22 protein-coding genes are annotated in these 21,626 nt (G+C 70.9%); 16 read left to right on the top strand and 6 right to left on the bottom strand.

Annotated elements, in window-relative coordinates; all coding sequences use genetic code 11:
- Window positions 1-9: 9 nt before the first annotated feature.
- On the top strand, window positions 10-801 hold the full coding sequence (locus tag HH310_RS15560; protein ID WP_169176251.1) for an alpha/beta fold hydrolase: 792 nt from the start codon (window positions 10-12) through the stop codon (window positions 799-801).
- On the top strand, window positions 774-1,538 hold the full coding sequence (locus tag HH310_RS15555; RefSeq protein WP_312034092.1) for an MBL fold metallo-hydrolase: 765 nt from the start codon (window positions 774-776) through the stop codon (window positions 1,536-1,538). The genes HH310_RS15560 and HH310_RS15555 overlap by 28 nt, the downstream gene beginning before the upstream one ends.
- A gap of 101 nt (window positions 1,539-1,639) precedes the next feature.
- On the opposite strand, the gene rpmB is transcribed toward HH310_RS15555, so the two are convergent.
- A complete protein-coding gene (rpmB, locus tag HH310_RS15550; protein ID WP_169176249.1) occupies window positions 1,640-1,831 on the bottom strand; it encodes a 50S ribosomal protein L28 in 192 nt (63 codons plus the stop codon).
- A 166-nt stretch (window positions 1,832-1,997) separates the two neighbouring features.
- On the opposite strand from rpmB, the gene HH310_RS15545 reads away from it, so the two are divergent.
- From HH310_RS15545 to HH310_RS15535, 3 genes are read left to right on the top strand one after another with little or no spacing between them, the layout of a single operon-like run.
- Window positions 1,998-3,557, top strand: a complete 1,560-nt coding sequence (locus HH310_RS15545) for a DAK2 domain-containing protein (RefSeq protein ID WP_169176248.1) — start codon at window positions 1,998-2,000, stop codon at window positions 3,555-3,557.
- Window positions 3,554-5,734: an ATP-dependent DNA helicase RecG gene (gene recG, locus HH310_RS15540; protein WP_169176247.1), complete on the top strand. Its 2,181-nt coding sequence runs from the start codon at window positions 3,554-3,556 to the stop codon at window positions 5,732-5,734. Before HH310_RS15545 ends, recG begins: the two co-directional genes overlap by 4 nt.
- Entirely contained in the window at window positions 5,731-6,096 is a 366-nt protein-coding gene (locus tag HH310_RS15535; protein WP_169176246.1) for a DUF952 domain-containing protein, read from the top strand. The genes recG and HH310_RS15535 overlap by 4 nt, the downstream gene beginning before the upstream one ends.
- Before the next feature lie 292 nt (window positions 6,097-6,388).
- Here the strand turns inward: HH310_RS15535 and HH310_RS15530 are convergent, their stop codons facing one another.
- Window positions 6,389-7,393 carry a hypothetical protein gene (locus HH310_RS15530; protein ID WP_169176245.1) on the bottom strand — a complete coding sequence of 335 codons (1,005 nt, stop codon included), beginning with the start codon at window positions 7,391-7,393 and terminating at the stop codon, window positions 6,389-6,391.
- Between the two features lie 317 nt (window positions 7,394-7,710).
- On the opposite strand from HH310_RS15530, the gene rsmD reads away from it, so the two are divergent.
- The 5 genes from rsmD (at window position 7,711) to rpmF (ending at window position 10,261) form a co-directional block, all read left to right on the top strand.
- Entirely contained in the window at window positions 7,711-8,292 is a 582-nt protein-coding gene (rsmD, locus tag HH310_RS15525) for a 16S rRNA (guanine(966)-N(2))-methyltransferase RsmD (protein WP_312034114.1), read from the top strand.
- Window positions 8,289-8,768: a pantetheine-phosphate adenylyltransferase gene (gene coaD, locus HH310_RS15520; RefSeq protein WP_169176243.1), complete on the top strand. Its 480-nt coding sequence runs from the start codon at window positions 8,289-8,291 to the stop codon at window positions 8,766-8,768. Before rsmD ends, coaD begins: the two co-directional genes overlap by 4 nt.
- Window positions 8,769-8,906: 138 nt before the next feature.
- Window positions 8,907-9,404 (top strand): hypothetical protein, encoded by a 498-nt coding sequence (locus tag HH310_RS15515; RefSeq protein WP_169176242.1) that lies wholly within the window; start codon window positions 8,907-8,909, stop codon window positions 9,402-9,404.
- Between the two features lie 81 nt (window positions 9,405-9,485).
- Window positions 9,486-10,082, top strand: coding sequence for a DUF177 domain-containing protein (locus HH310_RS15510; protein ID WP_169176343.1), 597 nt, complete (start codon window positions 9,486-9,488; stop codon window positions 10,080-10,082).
- A gap of 5 nt (window positions 10,083-10,087) precedes the next feature.
- The gene (gene rpmF / locus HH310_RS15505) at window positions 10,088-10,261 is read left to right on the top strand and encodes a 50S ribosomal protein L32 (RefSeq protein ID WP_169176241.1); all 174 of its coding nucleotides are present in this window, start codon (window positions 10,088-10,090) and stop codon (window positions 10,259-10,261) included.
- A 46-nt stretch (window positions 10,262-10,307) separates the two neighbouring features.
- On the opposite strand, the gene HH310_RS15500 is transcribed toward rpmF, so the two are convergent.
- Entirely contained in the window at window positions 10,308-10,550 is a 243-nt protein-coding gene (locus HH310_RS15500) for a hypothetical protein (RefSeq protein WP_169176240.1), read from the bottom strand.
- Between HH310_RS15500 and rnc the strand changes: the two genes are divergently transcribed.
- The 3 genes from rnc to mutM are packed head-to-tail and all read left to right on the top strand — an operon-like array spanning window position 10,549 to window position 13,334.
- Window positions 10,549-11,301 (top strand): ribonuclease III, encoded by a 753-nt coding sequence (gene rnc, locus HH310_RS15495; protein ID WP_169176239.1) that lies wholly within the window; start codon window positions 10,549-10,551, stop codon window positions 11,299-11,301. The genes HH310_RS15500 and rnc overlap by 2 nt on opposite strands.
- Window positions 11,298-12,470, top strand: coding sequence for a hypothetical protein (locus HH310_RS15490; protein ID WP_312034089.1), 1,173 nt, complete (start codon window positions 11,298-11,300; stop codon window positions 12,468-12,470). The genes rnc and HH310_RS15490 overlap by 4 nt, the downstream gene beginning before the upstream one ends.
- A 9-nt stretch (window positions 12,471-12,479) precedes the next feature.
- Window positions 12,480-13,334, top strand: coding sequence for a bifunctional DNA-formamidopyrimidine glycosylase/DNA-(apurinic or apyrimidinic site) lyase (mutM, locus tag HH310_RS15485; RefSeq protein WP_169176238.1), 855 nt, complete (start codon window positions 12,480-12,482; stop codon window positions 13,332-13,334).
- On the opposite strand, the gene HH310_RS15480 is transcribed toward mutM, so the two are convergent.
- From HH310_RS15480 to HH310_RS15470, 3 genes are read right to left on the bottom strand one after another with little or no spacing between them, the layout of a single operon-like run.
- Window positions 13,288-13,863, bottom strand: coding sequence for a spherulation-specific family 4 protein (locus HH310_RS15480; protein WP_169176237.1), 576 nt, complete (start codon window positions 13,861-13,863; stop codon window positions 13,288-13,290). The genes mutM and HH310_RS15480 overlap by 47 nt on opposite strands.
- On the bottom strand, window positions 13,860-15,101 hold the full coding sequence (locus tag HH310_RS15475; protein ID WP_248294044.1) for a hypothetical protein: 1,242 nt from the start codon (window positions 15,099-15,101) through the stop codon (window positions 13,860-13,862). The genes HH310_RS15480 and HH310_RS15475 overlap by 4 nt, the downstream gene beginning before the upstream one ends.
- A complete protein-coding gene (locus HH310_RS15470; protein WP_169176236.1) occupies window positions 15,098-16,543 on the bottom strand; it encodes a DUF3492 domain-containing protein in 1,446 nt (481 codons plus the stop codon). The genes HH310_RS15475 and HH310_RS15470 overlap by 4 nt, the downstream gene beginning before the upstream one ends.
- Window positions 16,544-17,005: 462 nt before the next feature.
- Here HH310_RS15470 and HH310_RS15465 point away from each other — a divergent pair, with 462 nt between their 5' ends.
- The 3 genes from HH310_RS15465 to HH310_RS15455 all read left to right on the top strand — a co-directional run bounded on the left by HH310_RS15465 (window position 17,006) and on the right by HH310_RS15455 (window position 21,614).
- A complete protein-coding gene (locus HH310_RS15465) occupies window positions 17,006-17,200 on the top strand; it encodes a hypothetical protein (RefSeq protein WP_169176235.1) in 195 nt (64 codons plus the stop codon).
- Between the two features lie 211 nt (window positions 17,201-17,411).
- Window positions 17,412-20,993 (top strand): chromosome segregation protein SMC, encoded by a 3,582-nt coding sequence (smc, locus tag HH310_RS15460; RefSeq protein ID WP_169176234.1) that lies wholly within the window; start codon window positions 17,412-17,414, stop codon window positions 20,991-20,993.
- Window positions 20,994-20,999: 6 nt separating this feature from the next.
- Entirely contained in the window at window positions 21,000-21,614 is a 615-nt protein-coding gene (locus HH310_RS15455) for an HAD family hydrolase (protein ID WP_169176233.1), read from the top strand.
- Window positions 21,615-21,626 lie beyond the last annotated feature (12 nt).

Below are 21,626 nucleotides of genomic sequence, written 5' to 3'. Positions count from 1 at the left end.
GATCGGCGGATGAAGCCAATCGTTCCGGCCTCCGGTTTCTGGGTGACGCCGCGCAGCTGGGAACACTGGATCGCACACTACGAAAGCAAGGGCCACCAGGTCATCGCCCCGGGATATCCCGGCTTCGAGGTCGAGGTGGAGGCGCTGAACGCCGATCCCACCCCGATCATGAACGCGACCGTGCCGCAGATCATCGCCAAGTACGAGGAAGCCATTGGCGCACTGAGCGAGCCACCGATCATCATCGGGCACTCGGCCGGCGGCGCGTTCACCCAGATCCTGCTCGACCACTGGCTCGGCGCCGCGGGCGTCGCGCTCAACTCGGCACCGACCGAGGGCGTGCGGGTGCTGCCGCTGTCCCAGTTGAAGTCGACGTTTCCGGTGCTCAAGAGCCCGGCGAACCGGCACAAGGCGGTGCCGCTGACCTTCGAGGAATGGAAGTACGCCTTCACGAACACGTTCTCCGAGGACGAATCCCGATTCCTGTACGAGCGGTACGCGATCCCGGCCAGCGGCGGCATCCTGTGGGGCGGGGTGCTGGCCAACTTCCAGCCCGGGCACCAGGACACGTGGGTCGACTACCACAACGACGAGCGGGCGCCGCTGCTGTTCGTCTCCGGCTCGGAGGACCACATCATGCCGCCGGTCGTGCAGGAGTCGAACTGCAAGCACTACAAGTCGAACACCGTCACCGAGCGGCGGGAGTACGAAGGCTACGCACACCTGTTGCCGGCCCAGAAGGGATGGGAGCAGATCGCGGACGAGGTTCTCGAGTGGGCACTGCGGCACGCCTCGAGGTGACCGTCACGCACATCGGCGGGCCGACCACGCTTGTCGAGTTCGGCGGTGCGCGGTTGCTGGTCGATCCGACATTTGACGCTCCCGGCCGGCGGTATTCGTTCGGCTGGGGGACGTCGTCGCGCAAGCTGTCCGGGCCGGCGGTGCCGTTGGAGTCGCTCGGTTCGTTCGACGCGGTGTTGCTGACGCACGATCAGCACGCGGACAATTTGGATAATTCGGGCCGAGATCTGTTGCCGGCGGTGCCGGTGGTGGTGACGACGGTCGCCGCGGCTCGGCGGCTCGGTGGGAACGCCGTCGGGTTGCGGCCGTTCTCGTCGGTGCGCGTGGGTGACGTGACGGTGATCGCGACGCCCTCGCGGCACGGTCCGGCGTGGAGCGTGCCGATCGTCGGGCCGACGACCGGGTTCGCGCTGCGGGTGTCGGAGTCTGCGCCGGTCGTGTGGATCTCCGGGGACACTGTGCTCTTCCCGGGCGTGTTGTCGGTGGCCTCGCGGTTCACCGTCGACACGGCGATCCTGCATCTGGGAAGGGTGCAGTTCGGGTTGACGGGTCCGGCCCGGTTCACGATGACCGGCCGGGACGCCGCGGCACTGGTTTCCCGGGTGCGGCCGCGGGTGGTCGTGCCGGTGCACTACGAAGGGTGGTCACATTTCCACGAAGGGCGGGCCGAGATCGACGCGGCCTTTCCGGCGGGCGCGTTGACGTGGCTCACACCGGGCAAGCCGACCGCCCTCTGACGCGCCGCCCATCAGTGCCGTTGGGCGCTCGACTTGGGGCAGACACACTCAGCCGCCGGGCCATCAGGCCCGGCGGCTGGAAGATCAGAGTGAGCCGAAGCTCAGGCGCGGACGACCTTGCCGGCCTTGATGCACGACGTGCAGACCTGGAGCTTCTTGGTCGTGCCGCCACCGGCCGGGGTGCGCACCGTCTGAATGTTCGGGTTCCAGCGGCGGTTGGTCCGCCGGTGCGAGTGGGACACGTTGTGGCCGAAGCCCGGTCCCTTGCCACAGATCTCGCACACGCTAGCCACGGGGTACTCCTGGGTTGATCGACTGGGTGTTACAGACTGACGGCCCCAGCGAACATCGCCGCAGGCAACCTCGGAAGCCTACCCGATGCCGCCGCGCGACAGCCAATCGGCCCCGGTCAGCGCGCGCTCCCCGGAGATTGTCAGGGGTGGTTAGTACGATTTTCGCGTGCTCGAGACCCTGGACTCCGCCGCGGTACGCCGCTGGTGCGGTGGTGGCCTGGCCGCACTCCGGGCACATCAGGACGAAATCGACGAGCTGAACGTCTATCCGGTGCCAGACGGCGACACCGGCACCAACTTGGTGCTCACCCTCACATCGGCCCTGGAGGCGCTGGAGTCGCTCGACTCGCCGGCACCGCCGGGGCGCGCGATGCGCCGGATGGCTCGTGGGGCGCTGCTGGGCGCCCGGGGCAATTCCGGGGTCATCGTCTCCCAGATCCTGCGTGGCATGGCCGACAGCCTGTCCTCGTCGGTGGCGGTCCGCGGCCTCGAGCTGGCCCGGGCGCTGCGCTCGGCGTCCGAGGCGGCCTATGCCGCGGTGTCCCGCCCGGTCGAGGGCACGGTCCTGTCGGTGGTCGCCGCCGCGGCCGAGGGGGCCGGCCGGATCAAGTCCGACGACCTGGTCGCGGTCGCGCGGGCCGCCGCGCGATCGGCCGCCGAGGCGTTGGCGCGCACCCCCCAGCAGCTTCCCGTCCTGGCCCGCGCCGGGGTCGTCGACGCCGGCGGCCGCGGCCTCTGCCTGCTGCTGGACGCGCTGGTCGAGGCCCTGGGCGACGCGGCCGACACGGTTCCGATCGAGAGGGTGGCCGACGATGCGAAGCCGGACATGAGCTCCTTCGGCTACGAGGTGCAATATCTGCTCGACGCCCCCGCGGTCGACGAGCTGCGCCGCGTGCTCGGCGAGCTGGGCGACTCGGTGGTCATCGTCGGCGACGGCGACACCACGTGGAACGTTCATGTGCACGTCCAGGCCGCCGAGATCGGGGCCGCGCTGGAGGCGGGCATCGAGGCGGGCCGCCCGCACCGCATCAGCGTCACGCCGCTCGACCAGGGTGCCCACCCGGTGGCCGACCCGGCCAAGCGCGGGGCGGTCGTCGTCGCGGCGGGCGACGGCCTCACCGCGCTGTTCGAGGCCGAGGGCGCGACAGTCGTCGGGCGTAACCCGTCCACCCGGGAGATGGTCGAGGCGATCACCACGACCGGGGCCGGCCTGGTGGTCCTGCTGCCGAACGACGGCAACACCCATGCCGTCGCCGTCTCCGCCGCCCGCGAGGCCGAGACCTTGGGCGTACGGGTGAGCGTCGTCCCCACCCGATCGCCGGTCCAGGCCCTCGCCGCCCTCGCGGTGCGTGACACCGCGCGCGCGTTCACCGACGACGTGATCGGGATGGCCGAGGCGGCCGGCGCGTGCCGCTACGGCGAGGTCTGCAGCGCCGAGCGCGACTCGCTCACCGTCGCCGGACCGTGCCGGGCCGGTGATCTGCTCGGGCTGGTCGACGGCGAGGTGCACCTGATCGGCACCGATCTGGCCGAGGTCAGCCGCCGGCTGCTCGACCGGATGCTGGGCGGCGGCGGTGAGCTGGCCACCGTGGTGCTCGGCGCCGACGTGCCAGCCTCGCTGGAGCAGACGCTGCGCGCCCACGCGACGCAGACCTGGCCGTTCGTCGAGCTGCACTGTTATGCGGGCGACCAGCCGCGCTACCACCTGTTGGTTGGAGTCGAATGAACGAGACCACCACCGACACCCCGCTTCGTAAGGTGCTCGGCGACCGTACGGCGAAAGCTCTTGCCACCCACCTCGAGCTGCACACCGCCGGTGACCTGATCTATCACTTCCCGCGGCGCTACGACGAGCGCGGCGAGCAGACCGACCTGCGCGCTCTGGAGATCGGCGAGCAGGTCACCGTGCTCGCCCAGGTGCAGTCGGTCAGCGTGAAACCGATGCGCCAGCGCAAGGGCAACATGCTCGAGATCACCATTGGGGACGGTTCCGGGGCCACGCTGACCTGCACCTTCTTCAACCAGGCGTGGCGCGAGCGCGATCTCAAGCGGGGCCGGTGGGGGCTGTTCGCCGGCAAGGTCACCGACTTCCGCGGCAAGCGCCAGCTCAACGGCCCCGCCTACCAGTTGCTGAGCGCGGACGCGACGCAGGACGAGGCCGCCGAGGAGATCGAGGAGTTCGCCGGCGCGCTGATCCCGGTGTACCCGGCCGCGCAAGCCGTGCCGACCTGGGTCATCGCGAAGTGCGTCCGCACGGTCCTCGACACGTTCCAGCCGCCGGCCGATCCGCTGCCCGCCGGGGTGCGCGCCAACCGCAATCTGGTCGGCATCGGCACCGCCCTGCACGAGATCCACCGCCCGACGTCGAAGGAGGCGCTGTACGCGGCGCGGTACCGCCTCAAGTGGGACGAGGCGTTCGCGGTCCAGCTGACGTTGGTGCAGCGCAGGGCCAAGGCGGCCGAGAGCCCCGGCGAGGCCCGGCCGCGCCGCGACGACGGGATCCTCGCGAAATTCGACGCCGGCCTGCCGTACGAGCTCACCGACGGGCAGCGAACCGTGGGCGAGGAGATCGCCGCCGACCTGGCGCAGCCGCATCCGATGCACCGGCTGCTGCAGGGCGAGGTGGGTTCCGGCAAGACGCTGGTGTCGGTGCGCGCGATGCTGCAGGTGGTCGACGCCGGCGGGCAGGCCGCCCTGCTCGCGCCGACCGAGGTGCTCGCCACGCAACACTTCCGGGGGATCAGCCAGCAGCTCGGCGCCCTGGGCCGGGCCGGGGAGATCGACGGCGACCCGGCCGGCACGCAGCTCACCCTGGTCACCGGCTCGCTCGGGGCGGCGGCCCGGCGGGCGGCGCTGGGCAAGGTCGCGGACGGGCGGGCGGGCATCGTGATCGGCACGCACGCGCTGCTCTACGAAGGGGTCGACTTCCACGATCTGGGGCTGATCGTGGTCGACGAGCAGCACCGGTTCGGCGTCGAGCAGCGCGATGCCCTGCGGGCCAAGGCGTCCCGTCCGCCGCACGTTCTCGTGATGACAGCGACACCCATTCCCCGTACGGTCGCCATGACGGTCTACGGAGATCTGGAAACCTCCACTTTGTCCCAGTTGCCGCGCGGCCGCTCGCCGATCGCGTCGCACGTGGTGCCGCCCGAGAAGCCCGCGTTTCTCGATCGTGCCTGGCGCCGCGTGCGCGAGGAGGTCCAGGCCGGCCACCAGGCCTACGTGGTGTGTCCGCGCATCGGCGCCGGCGACGACGAGGAGCCCCCGTCGGACAATGAGCCCGCGCGCCGCCCGCCGCTGGCCGTGACCGAGGTGGCGCCGCTGCTGGCCGAGGGACCGTTGCACGGCCTGCGGATCGGTGTCCTGCACGGCAAGCTGCCCGCCGACGAGAAAGACGCGGTGATGCGCTCGTTCGCGGCCGGCGACCTCGACGTCCTGGTCGCCACCACGGTGATCGAGGTCGGCGTGGACGTGCCCAACGCCACCGTGATGATCATTATGGACGCCGACCGTTTCGGGGTCTCCCAGCTGCACCAGTTGCGCGGCCGGGTGGGCCGGGGCACGGCGCCGGGCGTCTGCCTGCTGGTGACCGAGTCCGTCGAGGGCACCCCCGCTCGCGAACGGCTGGACGCGGTCGCCTCCACCACCGACGGTTTCAAGCTCTCCGAGATCGACCTGGAACAGCGTCGCGAAGGCGACGTGCTGGGCGCGTCCCAGTCCGGGCGCCATTCGCATCTGCGCCTGTTGTCGTTGCTGCGCGACGCAAAGCTGATCACCGACGCCCGGGCGGAGGCGTCGTCGCTCGTCCAGGACGATTCCGATCTTTCGAACTATCCCGCGTTGGCGGCGTCGGTCGCGGCGTTCGTCGACGAGGAACGCGCCGAGTATTTGGAGAAGGGTTGATCCTGCATATCTGCACCCGCGACGAGTGGGCGGCCGCGCGGGCCGCGGGCGTCTACACCGCGGATTCGCTGGCGAGCCAAGGTTTCATCCACTGCTCGACCGAGGAACAGCTGCACGTCCCCGCGACGGCACTGTTCCGCGGCCGGCCGGACATGGTCGTGCTGGAGATCGACGAGTCCCGCCTGCCGGCCCCGATCGTCTGGGAGGAAGGCGATCCACCTCATCCCGACGGCTGGCTTTTCCCTCACCTGTACGCGGCGTTGCCCGTCACCGCCGTGGTAGCGACCCGTGACTACGCCCCCGATCCCGACGGCTCCTTCTCCCCGGAAAGCTTCACGCGCGCCCCCCGAATGCCGGCGTAGCCCACCGCGCCCGCCGCCCGCCGCCCACTCATGCCGCGAGCGGTGTGGGGAGTCTGGGCGGGGGGAGGGGTGTGGGTGCCCACACCTGCTGGTGGTTCGCCTCGGTGTGGGGATTGCGGGTGGTGGCGGCGTCGTGGGTGCCCACACCTTGGGTGCTGCGCTCGCGGTGTGGCGAATGCGGGCGGTGGCGGCGGCGTAGGTCACCACACCGCGGGGCTTTCCGTTGTGGGGGCATGAAAAAAGCGCGCCGACCGGAGTCGGCGCGCCCTTCTCAGGAGCTGACGGGTTGGTGTCAGGCGGTGAACTTCACCTTGCGACGGCGGGCCATCACGAAGAGGACGCCACCGGCGGCCAGCAGGACCGCGGCGCCACCGGCGATGCCACCAGCGGCGGCACCGGTGACGGGCAGGCCGCCACCCTCGCCGTTGTCGCAGTTGGCCGGCTTCTGGTAGTCGACCTTGACGAAGTCGGACTGCGTCTCGCCGTTGATGGTGGCGGTCAGGGTCAGCTTGACCCAGAAGCCCGGCACGGCGGAGAACTTCTCGGAGCCCTCGGCACCCGGCTTGACGGTGAGCGTGCGGTGCTCGCCCTTGCTGGTGTCGTAGTCGAGCTTCAGCGGGATGCTGTCGGCCGGGTTCTTCAGGCCGAGGGTCATCGTGGTGCAGTCCTGGACCAGGATCGGCGTGACGTCAGACGGCGCGACCGGGATGTCCGGGGTGGTCGGGGTGTCCGACGGGGTGGACGCCGTCTCCGACGGGGTGGCGGACGACGACTCGCTCGCCGACGGCGACGGGGACGCCGACTGGCTGTCCGACGGGGTCGGGTTGGGCTTGCAGGCGTCGCCCTTGCGGGTGGTCGCCGTCACCGGCTTGCCGTGGCCGTACTTGCCGTCGTTGGTGTAGCCGTCCTCCCAGAGCAGGACGACCTTGATCTCGACCTTGGTGACGTCCTTGTTGGTCACCTTGGTCTCGGCCATGACCTGCTCGTCGATGTTGTTCGACGAGTTCGGCTTGAAGACGGTGTCGGCCGGGATCTCGACGGTCTTGGTGTCGAGAGCCGTGCCCTTCTTGTACTCCGTCACGGTGATCGACGAAGCGTGCGCGGGATTGTTGTAGTCGTTCCCGATGTGCCACGTGGCGGTCCACTCGCCGCTGTCCGCGACACACGACGACTCGCCCTTGACGGTCGGTGCGTGGGCGCTGGCGGGCGAGGCGAACACGGCGACACCGGCGAGGCCGATGATCGAGCCGGCGATGACCGCGGAGGTCCGCCCAAGCTTTGTTTTAAGCAGGTTCACGCCTACTCCTGTGATGGGATCAACGGGGTGCGGCGAGGAAGCGGTGGGCCGTCGCGACAAATAGCGACAGCCGTCGACGACGCCTCCCCACGTCGTCTGCAAGCGACAAATGCCGCCCACAACAGGCGATGACCATAGCGAGTAATGGGAACCTGGGAAATCCCTCAGGGACACTTAAGTGTGTTGTAACGGATCCGTGATCTTCCATCGACTAGGCGGCACAGAACCGATGCCGAGAGTGGTGATGGAATGGGGAATTGTTCACTCGGCGGTTGCGGTGCGTAAGTGGTGAAGTAGCTTCAAGTCGTGTCCACCGCATACTCGCGCGAGCGCGCATGACAAGGATCATCGCCGGGGCGCACGGCGGGCGGCGACTGTCCGCTCCGGCCGGTGCTCTCACGCGGCCCACTTCGGATCGTGTCCGCGAGGCATTTTTCAGCTCCCTCGACTCGATGATCGACTTGACCGGCGTGCGATTCGCCGACCTGTATGCCGGATCCGGTGCGGTCGGTCTCGAGGCATTGTCACGTGGCGCCGATCATGCGCTTCTCGTCGAATCGGAAGCGCGCGCCGCCCGTACCATCCGCGACAACATCGTGGCCTTACGTGTCGGCAATGCGGCTCGTCTGGTCACCGGCAAGGTCGCGCACGCGCTGGCCGGCCCGCCGGACGGTGGCCCCTACGACGTGGTCTTCGCCGATCCCCCGTACGCCGTCGACGCCACCGAGGTCGCCGAGGTGCAGCTCGCCCTGGTCGATTTCGGCTGGCTCGCCCCGGACGCGGTGATCGCATTCGAACGTGCCACTAGAGGCGGCGCCGTGACCTGGGTGGACGGCATCACCGGCGACCGCAGCCGGCGTTACGGGGAGACCACTCTTTGGTACGGTCGTCGATCATGAGACGCGCGGTCTGTCCCGGTTCCTTCGATCCGGTCACCAACGGGCACCTCGACATCGTCGAAAGGGCCAGCCGGCTTTTCGACGAAGTGATCATCGGCGTACTGATCAATCACTCGAAGACGGGTTTGTTCACGATCGAGGAACGCCTCGAGATGTTGAGTGAGGCGACCGCCGCTTACACCAACGTCCGGGTTGCCGCGTTCCACGGCCTGCTGGTGGATTTCTGCCGGGCCCAGGGCGCGGCCGTGGTGATCAAGGGTCTCCGTGCGGTGAGTGATTTCGACTACGAGTTGCAGATGGCGCAGATGAACATCGGGTTGTCCGGCGTGGAGACGTTGTTCATGCCGACGAATCCGCTCTACTCGTTCTTGTCGTCCAGTCTTGTCAAAGACGTGGTCAAGTGGGGTGGCGACGCCTCGGCGTACGTGCCGGACTTCGTCGGTGAGCGACTGGCCGCGCGGCTCAAGCAGAACTGAGCCCGGCGTGCCGAAAACCTCGGCGGCACGGACGCAGTAACGTGATCGCACCACGCAGCGTGGGGTGCTGGGGACAGAGCCGTGAGTCCGCTATTGGGTGGTGGGCGGGGCGGTTGGATGGGACAGGAGTAACCACCGGTGGATCCGCTCGACCGCATCGACGAAATCATCGAAATCGTCCAGGAAGCGCGCTCCGTCCCGATGTCGCGGACGAACTTCATGTTCGACCGCGGCGAGATGATCGAGCGCCTCGACGATCTGCGATCCGAGCTGCCCTCGGAACTCCGCAAGGCCGCCGCGGTCCTGGACGAGCGGGACCGGATCATCGAGGCCGGCCGCCGCGAGGCCGACCGGATCGTCAACGAGGCCGAGACCGAGCACACGCGGCTGGTCTCGGTAAACGAGATCACGGTCTCCGCCGAGCACGAGGGCGCCCGGATCATCGCCGAGGCCCGCACCGAGGCGCAGCGGCTCCGCGAGGAGGTCGACGACTACGTCGACACCGCGCTGGCCAACTTCGAGCAGTTCCTCACCCGGGCGCTGGCGTCGATCGAGCGGGGGCGTGACAAGATGCACGCGCTGCGCGAGATCGGCACGTTCCAGGGCGAGGACAGCGAGCGCCCCCTGCCCTTCTGAGCCCGGACCACCCGGATTCGACGCTCGGGCGACAGCTCAGGTAACCTTTCCCTTCGGCCTGTTAACGGCTGAGGAATCATGATGCCCAAGTCACCGCAGAACCACCTGGACCCCAGGCAGCCGCTGGTCGTCGACACGACGAACCTCCCGCGCCAGCCTGGTGCGACGCGTGCCCTGAAAAGGGTCATCCCGGCGCCGAAGGATCTCGGCCTGGAACTGATCTCGGTCCCCGAGGGGGCGGACGTCGAACTCGATCTCGAGCTCACGTCGGTCTCCGAGGGGGTGTACGTCAGCGGACGGGTCCGCGGTTCGCTCATCGGCGAATGCGGACGCTGCCTCAACGAGATCCGCGAGTCGTTCGACGTCTCGATCGCGGAGTTGTTCGCCTACGAGGACAGCACCACCGAGGAGACGACGGATGAGGACGAGGTCGGCCGCATGCAGGGCGACCTGATCGACCTCGAGCCGGCGGTACGGGACGCGGTCGTGCTGACCCTGCCGACCAACCCGCTCTGCCGGCCGGACTGCCCAGGGCTGTGCCCCGAGTGCGGGGTGCATTTCGATGACCTTCCGGCTGATCACAGCCATGAGGCCATCGACCCGCGCTGGGCCGCATTGAGCAATCTCGGCGACCCGTCAAGGAAGCCGGAACACCCGCAAGATCAGATCGAGGAGTAAGAACCGTGGCCGTCCCGAAGCGCAAAACGTCGCGCAGCAACACCCGGTCCCGCCGGGCGAACTGGAAGGCGACCGTCGTCCAGACCGTGCCGTGCCCGCAGTGCCGGTCGCCGCACCTGCCGCACCACGCGTGCGAGGTCTGTGGCACCTACAACGGCCGTCAGGTCGTCGAGGTCTGAGCTCCTCTTAGTGACACGCCCGGTCTCCGGGCGGGTCGCTCCTGAGCTACGGCGAACTACCGGTGCCCGGCTGAAAAGCCCGGGCACCGCGTGGATCGCCGTCGACCTCCTCGGCGGGAACGAACCTCCCGCCGTCGTGGTTGACGGCGCTCCGCGCGCCCGTCAGGCCGATCCGTCCCTCCGCCAGTCTGTCGGCTCGCGCGACGCAGCCGACGCGATACTTCACGCCCTCGACCCGGCCGATCCCGGCCGGGTCTTTGTGCTGCCCGTAAAACGAGGTGTCTCCCATGAATGACAAGCGTCGCCGGCCGCCGACCCTGCCGTTGGAGGAGGCCTTCGGGGTGCCCTTCGAGCCGGGCCTTCTCGAGCGTGCCCTCACCCACCGCTCCTACGCGTACGAGAACGGCGGGCTGCCCACCAACGAGCGCCTGGAGTTCCTCGGCGACTCGGTGCTCGGCGTGGTGATCACCTCGGCGCTCTTCCACAACCACCCCGACCTGCCCGAGGGGCAGCTGGCCAAGCTGCGGGCGAGCGTCGTCAACATGCACGCGCTGGCCGACGTGGCGCGCGGCCTCGGCCCGACCGGTCTGGGCCCGCACCTGCTGCTCGGCAAGGGCGAGGAGACCACCGGCGGGCGGGACAAGGCGAGCATCCTCGCGGACACGCTGGAGGCGCTGCTCGGCGCGATCTACCTGGAGCACGGGCTGGACGTCGCGGCCGAGGTGATCCACCGGCTGTTCGACCCGCTGATGGCCGAGTCGGCCGGGCGCGGCGCGGCGCTGGATTGGAAGACTAGCCTGCAGGAGCTGACCGCGTCGCTCGGGCTGGGCGTCCCGGACTACGTGATCGAGGACTCCGGACCGGATCACGCGAAGACGTTCACCGCCTGGGTGGTGGTGGCCGGTGATCGCTTCGGTGGCTCCGAGGGGCGTAGCAAGAAGCAGGCCGAGCAGCGGGCGGCCGCGGCGGCATGGCGTACGCTGACGGACCGCGCCGAGGCGGACCCGGAGCAGACAAGCGAGGACGAACTGGCCCCGTGAGCCTGACCATGCAGGAACGGACCGTCGAGCGGGAAAGCCTGTGGCGGCAGGCCGGCGGCTGGCGGGGCGGGTGGATCGCCGTCGGCATCTTCGCGCTGACCCGAGTCGTACAGCTGATCATGTTGTGGTGGTTGAGCGACGCGTCCGGCAAGGGTGAGAGCATCCGGTCTCAGCTGCTGGAGTGGGACGGCGGCTGGTTCATCAAGGTCGCCACCGAGGGCTATCCGCACACGTACTCCTACGACCAGCTCACCGGGCAGCTCGACGGCAACGAGCTGGCGTTCTTCCCGCTCTATCCGTCGCTGATCCGAACGTTCGACCTGGCCGGCATGTCGGCGGGCACCGCGGCGCTCACCGTCGCCTGGCTCGCCTCGATCGGCCTGGCGGTCGCGTTACACCTGCTCGGCACCACGCTGTACAGCCGCCGGACGGGGTGGATGCTGGTCGCCATCTGCTGCTCGGCGCCGGTGACCGTGGTCTTCTCGATGGCGTACACGGAAGGTCTGTTCCTCGCCGTCGTGGCCGGGATGTTCGTGGCCGCGCACCGCAAGGTCTGGTGGGCGGCCGGCCTGCTCGGTCTCGCCGCCGCGCTCACCCGCCCGACCGGCGCCGCGGCCGCCCTGGGCCTGGCGGTGGCGGCCGTGCTGGCCGTCCGCGAGTCGCGCGTGAAGGCCTGGCAGCCGATCGTCGCCGCGCTGGTCGCCCTGGCCGGGGTGCCCGCCTACCTGCTCTGGGTGGCGTTGCGGGTGGGTGACGCGAACGCCTGGTTCCGGATCCAGACCGCGGGCTGGGGCACGTCGTTCGATTTCGGCCGCAGCACGTGGAAGTTTCTGCGCACCACGCTGAGCACCGGCGACGGCTGGGTGCCGGTCAGTGTCGCGCTGATCCTGCTGGTCGCGCTGGCCGCCGCCGCGGTGGCGCTGGCCGGGAAGCCCTGGCTGCCGCTCGCTGTTTACGGAGTGGTGTCGATGGTGCTGGTGTACGGCCAGGCCGGCTTCTACCACTCGAAGCCGCGGCTGCTCGTCCCCGTACTGTTGACGCTGCTCCCGGCCGCTGTGGCGGCGGCTCGCGCGCGGCCGCGGGTGGCCGTGCTGTCGATCGCGGCCTGGGGGGCGTTCGGTCTCTGGTACGGCGCCTACCTGGTCGCCGTCTGGCCCTACACGTTGTGAGGAGCGGCTGTGCCCGAGCTACCCGAGGTCGAGACCGTCCGTCAAGGGCTGGCCAACTGGGTGGCCGGCCGCACGATCCGCACCGTCGAGGTGCACCACCCGCGAGCCATCCGCCGCCACCTGCCCGGCGACGCCCACTTCGTCGCGATGCTCGAGGGCCGCACGATCGTGGACATCTCGCGGCGCGGCAAATACCTGTGGTTCCCGCTCGATTCGGGCGACGCGATCCTGGCCCACCTCGGCATGAGCGGTCAGCTGCTGATGCAACCGGCCGGCACCGAGGACGAGAAGCACCTGCGGATCCGGATCACGTTCACCGACGGCGGTCCCGAGCTGCGCTTCGTCGACCAGCGCACGTTCGGCGGGCTGTCCGTCTCGGCGGACGGCGCCGAGCTGCCCGACGAGATCGTGCACATCGCCCGCGATCCGATCGACCCGCTCTTCGACGACGAGGAGTTCATCGACAAGCTGCGCGGCAAGCACACCGAGATCAAACGGGCCCTGCTCGACCAGAGCCTGATCTCCGGCGTCGGCAACATCTACGCCGACGAGGTGCTGTGGCGCGCTCAGCTGCACGGCGCGCGGCCCACAGATCAACTGACCAGGCCAGCCGTACGCCGTCTCCTCGGCCACATTCGCGACGTGCTCGGTGAGGCGATCGTCGCGGGCGGCACCAGCTTCGACGAGCTGTACGTGAACGTGAACGGCGAAAGCGGGTATTTTGACCGCTCGCTGAACGCGTACGGCCGCGAGGGCGAGCCCTGTCACCGGTGCGGCACCCCGATCCGCCGCGAGCAGTTCATGAACCGCTCCTCGTTCAGCTGCCCTCGCTGCCAGCCCCGCCCGCGGAAGCCGCTGCGCTGACCCACGGATAGGGACTCGCGTCGGTGGCCAGCCCGAACCCGGCGCCGCGCCGGCCCATCAACCGCCGCGCGGCGGTGAGCAGCGCGACCGGGACGCCGTGCACGATGTGCCCGTCGCCCGGCCGCACGCCCTCGCCGTCCCAGCTCTGGTAGGCCGACCACGGGCCCTCGAACGTGCAGATCCGCACGCCCAGGTCGCGATAGAGCGGATGGGTCGGCACGCCCGGGTTCAGCACCACGCGGTGCAGGCCGCGGCGGGCCGCCAGCCGCACCGTCAGGGCCACCGGGCCGACCCCGCCGGAACCGGCCGGCGCGCGGTCCAGGAACAGGCCTTCGGCGCCGTCCGCGCGCCACGCCTCGACGTCGGCCAGCACGTCGGCCAGCGAGCGGCTGCCCCAGTCGAGATCGATCCGGCCGAGCGACTGGTGCAGGGTGCGGCGCTCGCCGGGGAGGTCGCGGACGATCCACGTCTCGTTGTCCAGCGGCAGGCCGGGCGACGGGTGGGCGTACGGGGGAAAGAGGGTCTTCATGATGTCCTCCGGTCGTCGGCGACGGTGAGAGCGACGACGAGCAGGCCGGCCGAGTGGGTCACGACGAGCACGCCGACGGCGTTCGGCAGGTCGCCGGCGGCCACGGGCAGGATCGGGAGCGCCGCCAGCAGCAGCGGCGGGGTCGCGGCGACGGCGGCCGCGACGGCCAGCCGGGTGCGGGCCGCGAGCAGGAAAGTGATGGCGAAGACGCCGCCCAGCAGCATCCCGGCGGCCGCGGACTGCACCACGCCTCGCATCGCTGGCGGGACCTGGTCCGCGGCGATCGCCAGCGCGACGCCGACGGCTAGCGGCGGCAACAGCCCGGCCAGCGTCACCAGCGTGATGGTGCGGACGTGCCGGCCAAAGTCGGCGACACTTTCCGAGGTGTCCAGCCCCGCGTCCACCTGGTCGACGTGCCAGCCGATCAGCGCCTCCAGGATCGGCACCGCCAGCAGCAACGGCAGCCAGAACGGCAGCGTCGACCCGGCCGGCGTGGCATGCCAGAGCACGCCCACGCAGACCGCCTGGGACGCGCCGATCACCAGATAGCCGCCGCCGCGATGCCGATCCGCCCTGGTCAGCCGTGGCGGGCGACCGCGCACGCCGGGGACCACCAACGGCTTGAACGCGCGCACGGCGGCGGCCACGATCGCGGCCGGCAACAGGGTGCCGACCGGCAGACCGGCCAGCGCCGCGACGGCCAGCAGCCAGCACGGCAGCGTCCACTTGACGATCGCCGCCTCGGCGCGGGTGACCAGCGCGGCCGTGACGGTCGCCAGGGTGGCGAGCCCGCCGAGGCCGATGACCAGGGCGAGGCCGCGGTCCGGGCCGACCAGCGCGCGGGGCGCCACCCAGACCAGCGCGCTCCACAGCCCGGCCGCCGCCGCGAAGCCGGAGCCGACCAGGCGGCAGGCCGCGGCCGGGCCGGAACGGCGGGCGACCGCGACACCGGTGCCGGTCAGCGCCTGCGCCGCGGTCCAGCCGATCAGGAGGGTGACCAGCGGGATCGGCCAGGCGACGCGGCTCAGCGGGCCGGCCGCGGCCACCGCGACGCTGAGCGGTCCGAGGTAGACGGCGCAGCGCAGCACGGCCGCGGTCAGGTAAGCGTGCCGGGCGGGGGCGCGGCGGCAACCCCGGCGGGTGGGGCTGCTGCTGCGGTGCGGGGTCGAGGCGGGGCCGTGCCGAGGCCGGGCCGGGCGGCGTCCGCGGGTCCGTCGCCGAACCGGGGAGATCGTCATACGCCCTCCCGGAGCAGCCAGCGCACCGTGGCCGGCGGCTCGGAGCGGGGCGCTGCGACCGCGAGGGTCAGCTCGACCGCGGGCGCCGGGGGCGACGTCGCCAGGTCGGCGTAGAGCGCCTCGTAGGTCCGCGCCATCCGCTCGTTGGTGAACAACGTCAGCGCCCGCCGCCGGGCCGCGTCGCCGAGCGCCCGCCGTCCGGCCGGCGAGCGCAGCTGGTTCACGATCGCGATGGCGAGCTCGGCCGGATCGCCGGGCTGCACGACCACCCCGGTGTCGCCGAGGATCTCGGCGGCCGGTCCGACGTCGACGCCGACCACCGGCCGGCCGGACATCATCGCCTCGATCAGCCGGTACGGCGGGTCGGACGGCCCCGGCACGTGCGCGACCACCTGCCCCGCGGTGTAGCGCTGGCCCGATTCGGCGGGAAGGGGATACAGCCGTACCGCGGAGCCCGGCACGGTGCGCTCGATCAGTTCGGCCGCGTACTCCTCGTGCGTCGCGGTGACGCCGACCAGATGCAGCACCACCCCCGGCACCGCGGCCGCGACCTGCTCGAACGCGGCGAGCAGCGGGGACAGTCCGCTGTCCGGGCCGCCGCTGCCGGCCCAGACCACGGCCCGGTCGTCGTTGATCTCGCCGGCGCACGGATGGTCGGACGGGTCCACCCCGGGCGGCACCCGCACCATCCGCGCGGCCGACGCGCCGTGCCGCAGCGCCCAGTCGTGGTGGTAGGTGCTCAACGGGGCGATCAGGCCGGCCTCGGCGTATCCGGTGCGGACCACCGACGCCCGGAAGCGGCGCAGCAGCAGGCGCACCGAGGGGGAGAGCTTGTCCTCGTCGGGGCGCTGCCGGGACACCGGCGAGCGGGCCTCGGTGAGCAGCAACGGCACCCCGGTACGCCACCGGGCCGCCAGCGCCGTGAGCACCGCGGTGGTGCCGCCGACGCAATGCAGCAGCCGGGCCTCGGGGGTGGGTACGGCGAGCGCGCCGAGAGCGTGCCGGAGCAGCGCGGCAGCGGTCTTCGCGTCGCGCATGCTCAGCCGGGGCAGCTCCTCGGTGCCGCGCCAGGCGCCAGCCAGCGCGCCCGCGAGCGGCAGCGACGCCAGTGCGCCGGGGTGCTCGTCGACCAGCCGGGCCATCTCGCGCAGCCCGGAGTCGTCGTCGCCGATCAGCGCGGTGGCGAACCGGTCGGCGACGTCCTGGTGGTCGCCTCGGCGGCGCTCGGCCCGGCCGTCACCGATGGCGATGGCGCGGGCGGCGGCCACGTTGAACGGCAGCGGGTACGCGGGCGCCGGCGGCGGGTCACGGTCCAGGACGGTCAGGAGCTCGAAGCGAACCCGGCGCAGCCCCTCGACGAGGGCGCGGCACCAGCCGCTGAGGGCGTCTCGCCGGTACGGGTACCCGCCGCCGGTCAGCAGGCAGACCGGGGTCTCAGTCACGAAGGACGCAACGACACAGCCCCGACAAGTTACGAGATCCTGTCGGGTAGGCGACAGAATTACGCGACTTTTATCCGATTTGCCGCCTGATTTGTCCGGAAAGTTCAGATTTCCAGCAAAAGAGGTTACGGGTAATATCAGTTCGCTCACAGATCAATCTCGTGTCAAGATTCACTGGCATCCGTGGGCCGGACGGGCCCCGCAGCGCTTGACTCGGCCTGCCTATCGGCGGACTATGGAGAAGTCGCCAGTCGCGCCCGCTCACGCCCGGTTTCGGTCGGCAGAGTCCGGTTTCAGCCGAGCGTGAGAGATCTGCACCTTAAGAACCTTTCCCGAGGTGCACGATTCTGTGCTCATGCGTGCCCCAGTGAGCGCAGTTGTGCGGTGCATGCTGGGCGCGCGTCGGCCGGCCTCTCCGGCAACGCTTTCACAAGAAGAAGCAGTGCTTCTCAAGGAGTCACCATGGCGAAGGCCCTCTTTGGCCACGTAGGCGCGGCGCCTGACCGGCGCATGCTCGACGAGGTCACCCGACTGCGTTCCAGGGTGCAGGCTCTGGAATTCGAGGTCACCCGCCTGCGGGCGGAGAATGATCGTCTCGCGGCAGCGGCCGCGGAGGCAGACGACATTCTGCGGCTGACCGAGCCCGCCCTGACCTGAGTTCCATGCGGTCGGCCCGCTGCAACCCGGCGTCCGACCACCCGCACCAAAACGCGAAAGCAGATCCGCGCGCCTCCACTCCCGTGGCGGCGCGCATCTTTTTGCCCAATTTTCTGCGGGCCTAATCCCAGGTGAGCGCGCCGTCACGGTGGCCGACGTGAACGACGGGTAGCCTGCTGACTGGTATGCAACCGCCAACCCCCGGAGATCCGTGCACCTCAAGAGCTTGACGGTCAAGGGCTTCAAGTCCTTCGCCTCCGCTACGACGCTGCGGCTGGAGCCGGGCATCACCTGCGTGGTGGGCCCGAACGGCTCCGGCAAGTCCAACGTCGTCGACGCCATCGCCTGGGTCCTCGGCGAGCAGGGCGCCAAGGCGCTGCGCGGCGGCAAGATGGAGGACGTCATCTTCGCCGGGACGTCGGGCCGGGCGCCGCTCGGGCGTGCCGAGGTGACGCTCACGATCGACAACCACGACGGGGCCCTCCCTATCGAGTACACCGAAGTGTCGATCACCCGGCGCATGTTCCGCGACGGCGCCAGCGAGTACGAGATCAACGGTGACGCCTGCCGGCTGCTCGACATCCAGGAACTGCTCAGCGACTCCGGTATCGGCCGCGAGATGCACATCATCGTGGGACAGGGCCGGCTGGACGCGATGTTGCACGCGAAGCCGGAGGACCGCCGCGCGTTCATCGAAGAGGCCGCGGGCGTCCTGAAGCATCGCAAGCGCAAGGAAAAGGCGATCCGCAAGCTGGACGCCATGCAGGTGAACCTGAACCGGCTCACCGACCTCACCGCCGAGCTGCGCCGCCAGCTCAAGCCGCTCGGCAAGCAGGCCGAGGTGGCGCGGCGCGCCGCCGGCATCCAGGCCGACCTGCGCGACGCCCGGCTCCGGCTGCTCGCCGACGACCTGCACACGCTGCGCACCACCCTGGACAAGGAGATCGCCGACGAGTCGGCGATGCGCGAGCGGCGCGGCCAGGTCGAGGACGAGAACCGCGAGGTGCAGCGCCGGCTCGCCGACCTGGAGTTCGAGCACGCCGAGGACGCGCCGCTGCTGCAGGCCGCCCAGGACACCTGGTACAAGCTGTCCGCTCTGCAGGAACGCTTCCGCTCCACCGAGCAGCTGGCCAGCGAACGCCACCGCCATCTCTCCGCCGCGCCCGACGACGAGCGGCCCGGCCGCGACCCGGACCAGCTCGAGGCCGAGTCCGAGCACGTCCGCGAGCAGGAGGAGGAGCTGCGCGAGGCGCTGGTCGAGGACCAGACCCGCCTGGCCGAGGCGGTCGAGCAGCGGCAGGAGCTGGAACGCGAGCTGGCCGCCGCCGAGGGCGCGCTGCGCAACGCCGCCAAGGCGATCGCCGACCGGCGCGAGGGCCTGGCCAAGCTGACCGGCAACGTGAACGCGGCCCGCGCCCGCACCGAGGGCGCCGCCGAGGAGATCGAGCGGCTCGCCGCCGCGCACACCGACGCGCTGATGCGCGCCGAGGCCGCGCAGGCCGAGGTGGACGCGGTCGCCGCCGAGTCGTCCGAGGCCGACCGGGACAACGTGGAGCTGGACACCCGGCACGCCGAGGCGGTGGCCGAGCACGACCGGGCCGCCGCGGTGGTCCGCGAGCTGTCCGACGCCGAGCGCGCCGCGGAGAAGGACGCGGCCAGCTGGAAGGCCCGTGAGGAGGCGCTCGGCCTCGGCCTCAAACGCAAGGACGGCGCCGGTGCGCTGCTCGCGAAGGGCGGCGAGATCCCCGGCCTGCTCGGCAGCCTGGCCTCGATGCTCACCGTCCGGCCCGGTCACGAGGCCGCGCTGGCCGCCGCGCTGGGCACGCTCGCCGACGCGGTCGCGCTCTCCGGTGTGGACGAGGCGATCGAGGCGATGCGCTCCCTCAAGATCGCCGACGCGGGTTCGGCCGCGCTGCTGGTGGCCTCGCCGGCCGCGCCCGGCATGCAGGGCTCGCTGGACAGCCTGCGCCCGGCCCTGCCGGACGGCGCGACCTGGGCGCCCGACGTGATCGGCTGCCCGGATCACCTGCGGCCCGCGCTCAACCGGGTGCTGCGCGACTTCGTGCTGGTGGACGACCTCGCCGCGGCCGCCGCCGTCGTGGCCGCCAACCCCGAGCTACGCGCGGTCACCGCGGACGGCGACGTCCTCGGGGCGTACGCGGCGTCCGGCGGTTCCGGCAAGCAGACCAGCTACATCGAGGTGCAGGCCGCGGTCGACGAGGCGAAGGCCCAGCGCGCCGCCGCCGAGGAGTCGATCGGCGAGATCAAGCAGCAGCTCGCGGTCGCCCGTGCCGAGGTGGCCGAGCACAAGGAAGCGGTGAATGTCGCCGCCACCGCCAAGCGCGCCGCCGAGGGCGAGCGCAACGCCGCCGCCCGCCGCCTGGCCGAGCTCGGCGCCGCGGCCCGTTCCGCGAAGGCCGAGACCGAGCGCCTCGGCGCCGCCCGGCAGAAGGCGGAGAGCGCCCGCGAGGCCGACCTGATGCGGGTGGCCGAGCTGGAGGAACGGCTGCAGCTGGCCGAGGACACCCCGATCGACGAGGAACCGTCCACCGACGAGCGGGACCGGCTCGGCGCCCTGGTGCCGCAGGCCCGGCAGAACGAGATGGAGGTACGCCTGTCGGTGCGCACCGCCGAGGAGCGGGTCGCCTCGATCGCGGGCCGGGCCGACTCGCTGCTGCGCCAGGCCAACGCCGAGCGGCAGGCCCGGGAACGGGCAGCCGCCCGCCGCGCCGCCCGTGCCCGGGGCGCCCAGACCGCCCGCGCGGTCGCCCTCGGCGCGGCCACCGCCCTCAGCCGGGTGCGGGTCTCGCTGGAGGGTGCGGTGCAGGCGCGCGACGAGCTGGCCCAGGCCCGCACGGCGCGCGAGGCCGAGCTGCAGGAGGTGCGCGCGGTCGCCAAGCGGCTGGTCGCCGAGCTGGAGCGGCTCACCAACGAGGTGCACCGCGACGAGGTGGCCCGGGCCGAGCAGCGGCTGCGCATCGAGCAGTTGGAGGCCAAGGCGGCCGAGGACTTCTCGCTCGACATGGACACACTGATCAGCGAGTACGGCCCGGAGCAGCCGGTGCCGCCGACCGCCGCCGAGGTGGCGCTGGCCGAGAAGGACGGCAAGCCGGTCCCGTCACCGGCCCCGTTCCACCGGCCCACGCAGGAGAAGCGGGCCAACAAGGCCGAGCGCGACCTGCAACTGCTCGGCAAGGTCAACCCGCTGGCCCTGGAGGAGTTCGCGGCCCTGGAGGAACGCTTCAAGTTCCTCTCCGACCAGCTCGAGGACCTCAAGGCCACCCGCAAGGACCTGCTCACCGTGGTCAAGGACGTCGACGACCGCATCCTCGAGGTGTTCACCTCGGCGTTCGAGGACACGGCCCGCGAGTTCCAGACCGTGTTCCAGGTGCTCTTCCCGGGCGGCGAGGGCCGGCTGGTGCTCACCGACCCGGAGGACATGCTCACCACCGGCGTCGAGGTCGAGGCGCGCCCGCCGGGCAAGAAGATCAAGCGGCTGTCGCTGCTCTCCGGCGGCGAGCGGTCGCTGACCGCGGTGGCGATGCTCGTCGCGATCTTCCGGGCCCGCCCCTCGCCCTTCTACATCATGGACGAGGTCGAGGCCGCCCTGGACGACGTGAACCTGGGCCGGTTGATTACCCTCTTCGAACAACTGCGCGAAGTGAGCCAGCTGCTCATCATCACGCACCAGAAACGCACGATGGAGGTCGCGGACGCCCTCTACGGCGTCACGATGCGCTCCGGCGTCACCCAGGTGATCAGCCAGCGCCTCAACCGCGAACCGGAGGACTGACAAGCTATGTCGCGCGAGCGCGCCCGGGCCCTGCTCATCGATTTCGACGGCGTGCTGCGGCGGTGGGATCCCGCGCCGATGGTCGCCGCCGAGGTGCATCACGGGCTCAAGCCGGCCGCCCTGCTGGAGACGTCGATGTCGTGGGACATCTACCGTCCGGCGATGGCCGGCGAGATCTCCGACGCGCAGTGGATGGACCTGGTGGCGCAGCGCCTGCCGGTCGACCCGGCGGAGGCACGGGCCGCGGTGGCCGAGTGGCAGAGCTACCGCGGCGAGGCCGACACCGAGGTGCTGGCGTTCGTCCGTGAGGTGCGCGCCGCCGGGTACCCGGTCGGCCTGGCCACCAACGCGACCGATCGGCTCCGCGACGATCTGGACGCGCTCGGGCTCACCGGCGAGGTGGACGCGGTGATCAGCTCGTCGGATCTGAAGATCCACAAGCCGGCGCCCGAGTTCTTCGAGCGGGCCTGCGCGGTGATCGGCGTCGAGCCCAAGTACGTGCTGTTCGTGGACGACGACGACCGGGTCGTCCGGGGTGCCCGCGCGGCCGGGCTCTCGGCGTACCGGTGGACCGGGCCGCAACACCTGCCGTACCTGCGCAAAGTCTTCGATCTGCATTAATAGGTACGCCCG

The sequence above is a fragment of the Actinoplanes sp. TBRC 11911 genome, from assembly GCF_012933445.1.
Classification (GTDB): domain Bacteria; phylum Actinomycetota; class Actinomycetes; order Mycobacteriales; family Micromonosporaceae; genus Actinoplanes.
This window is presented reverse-complemented; position numbering and strand designations above follow the sequence as displayed.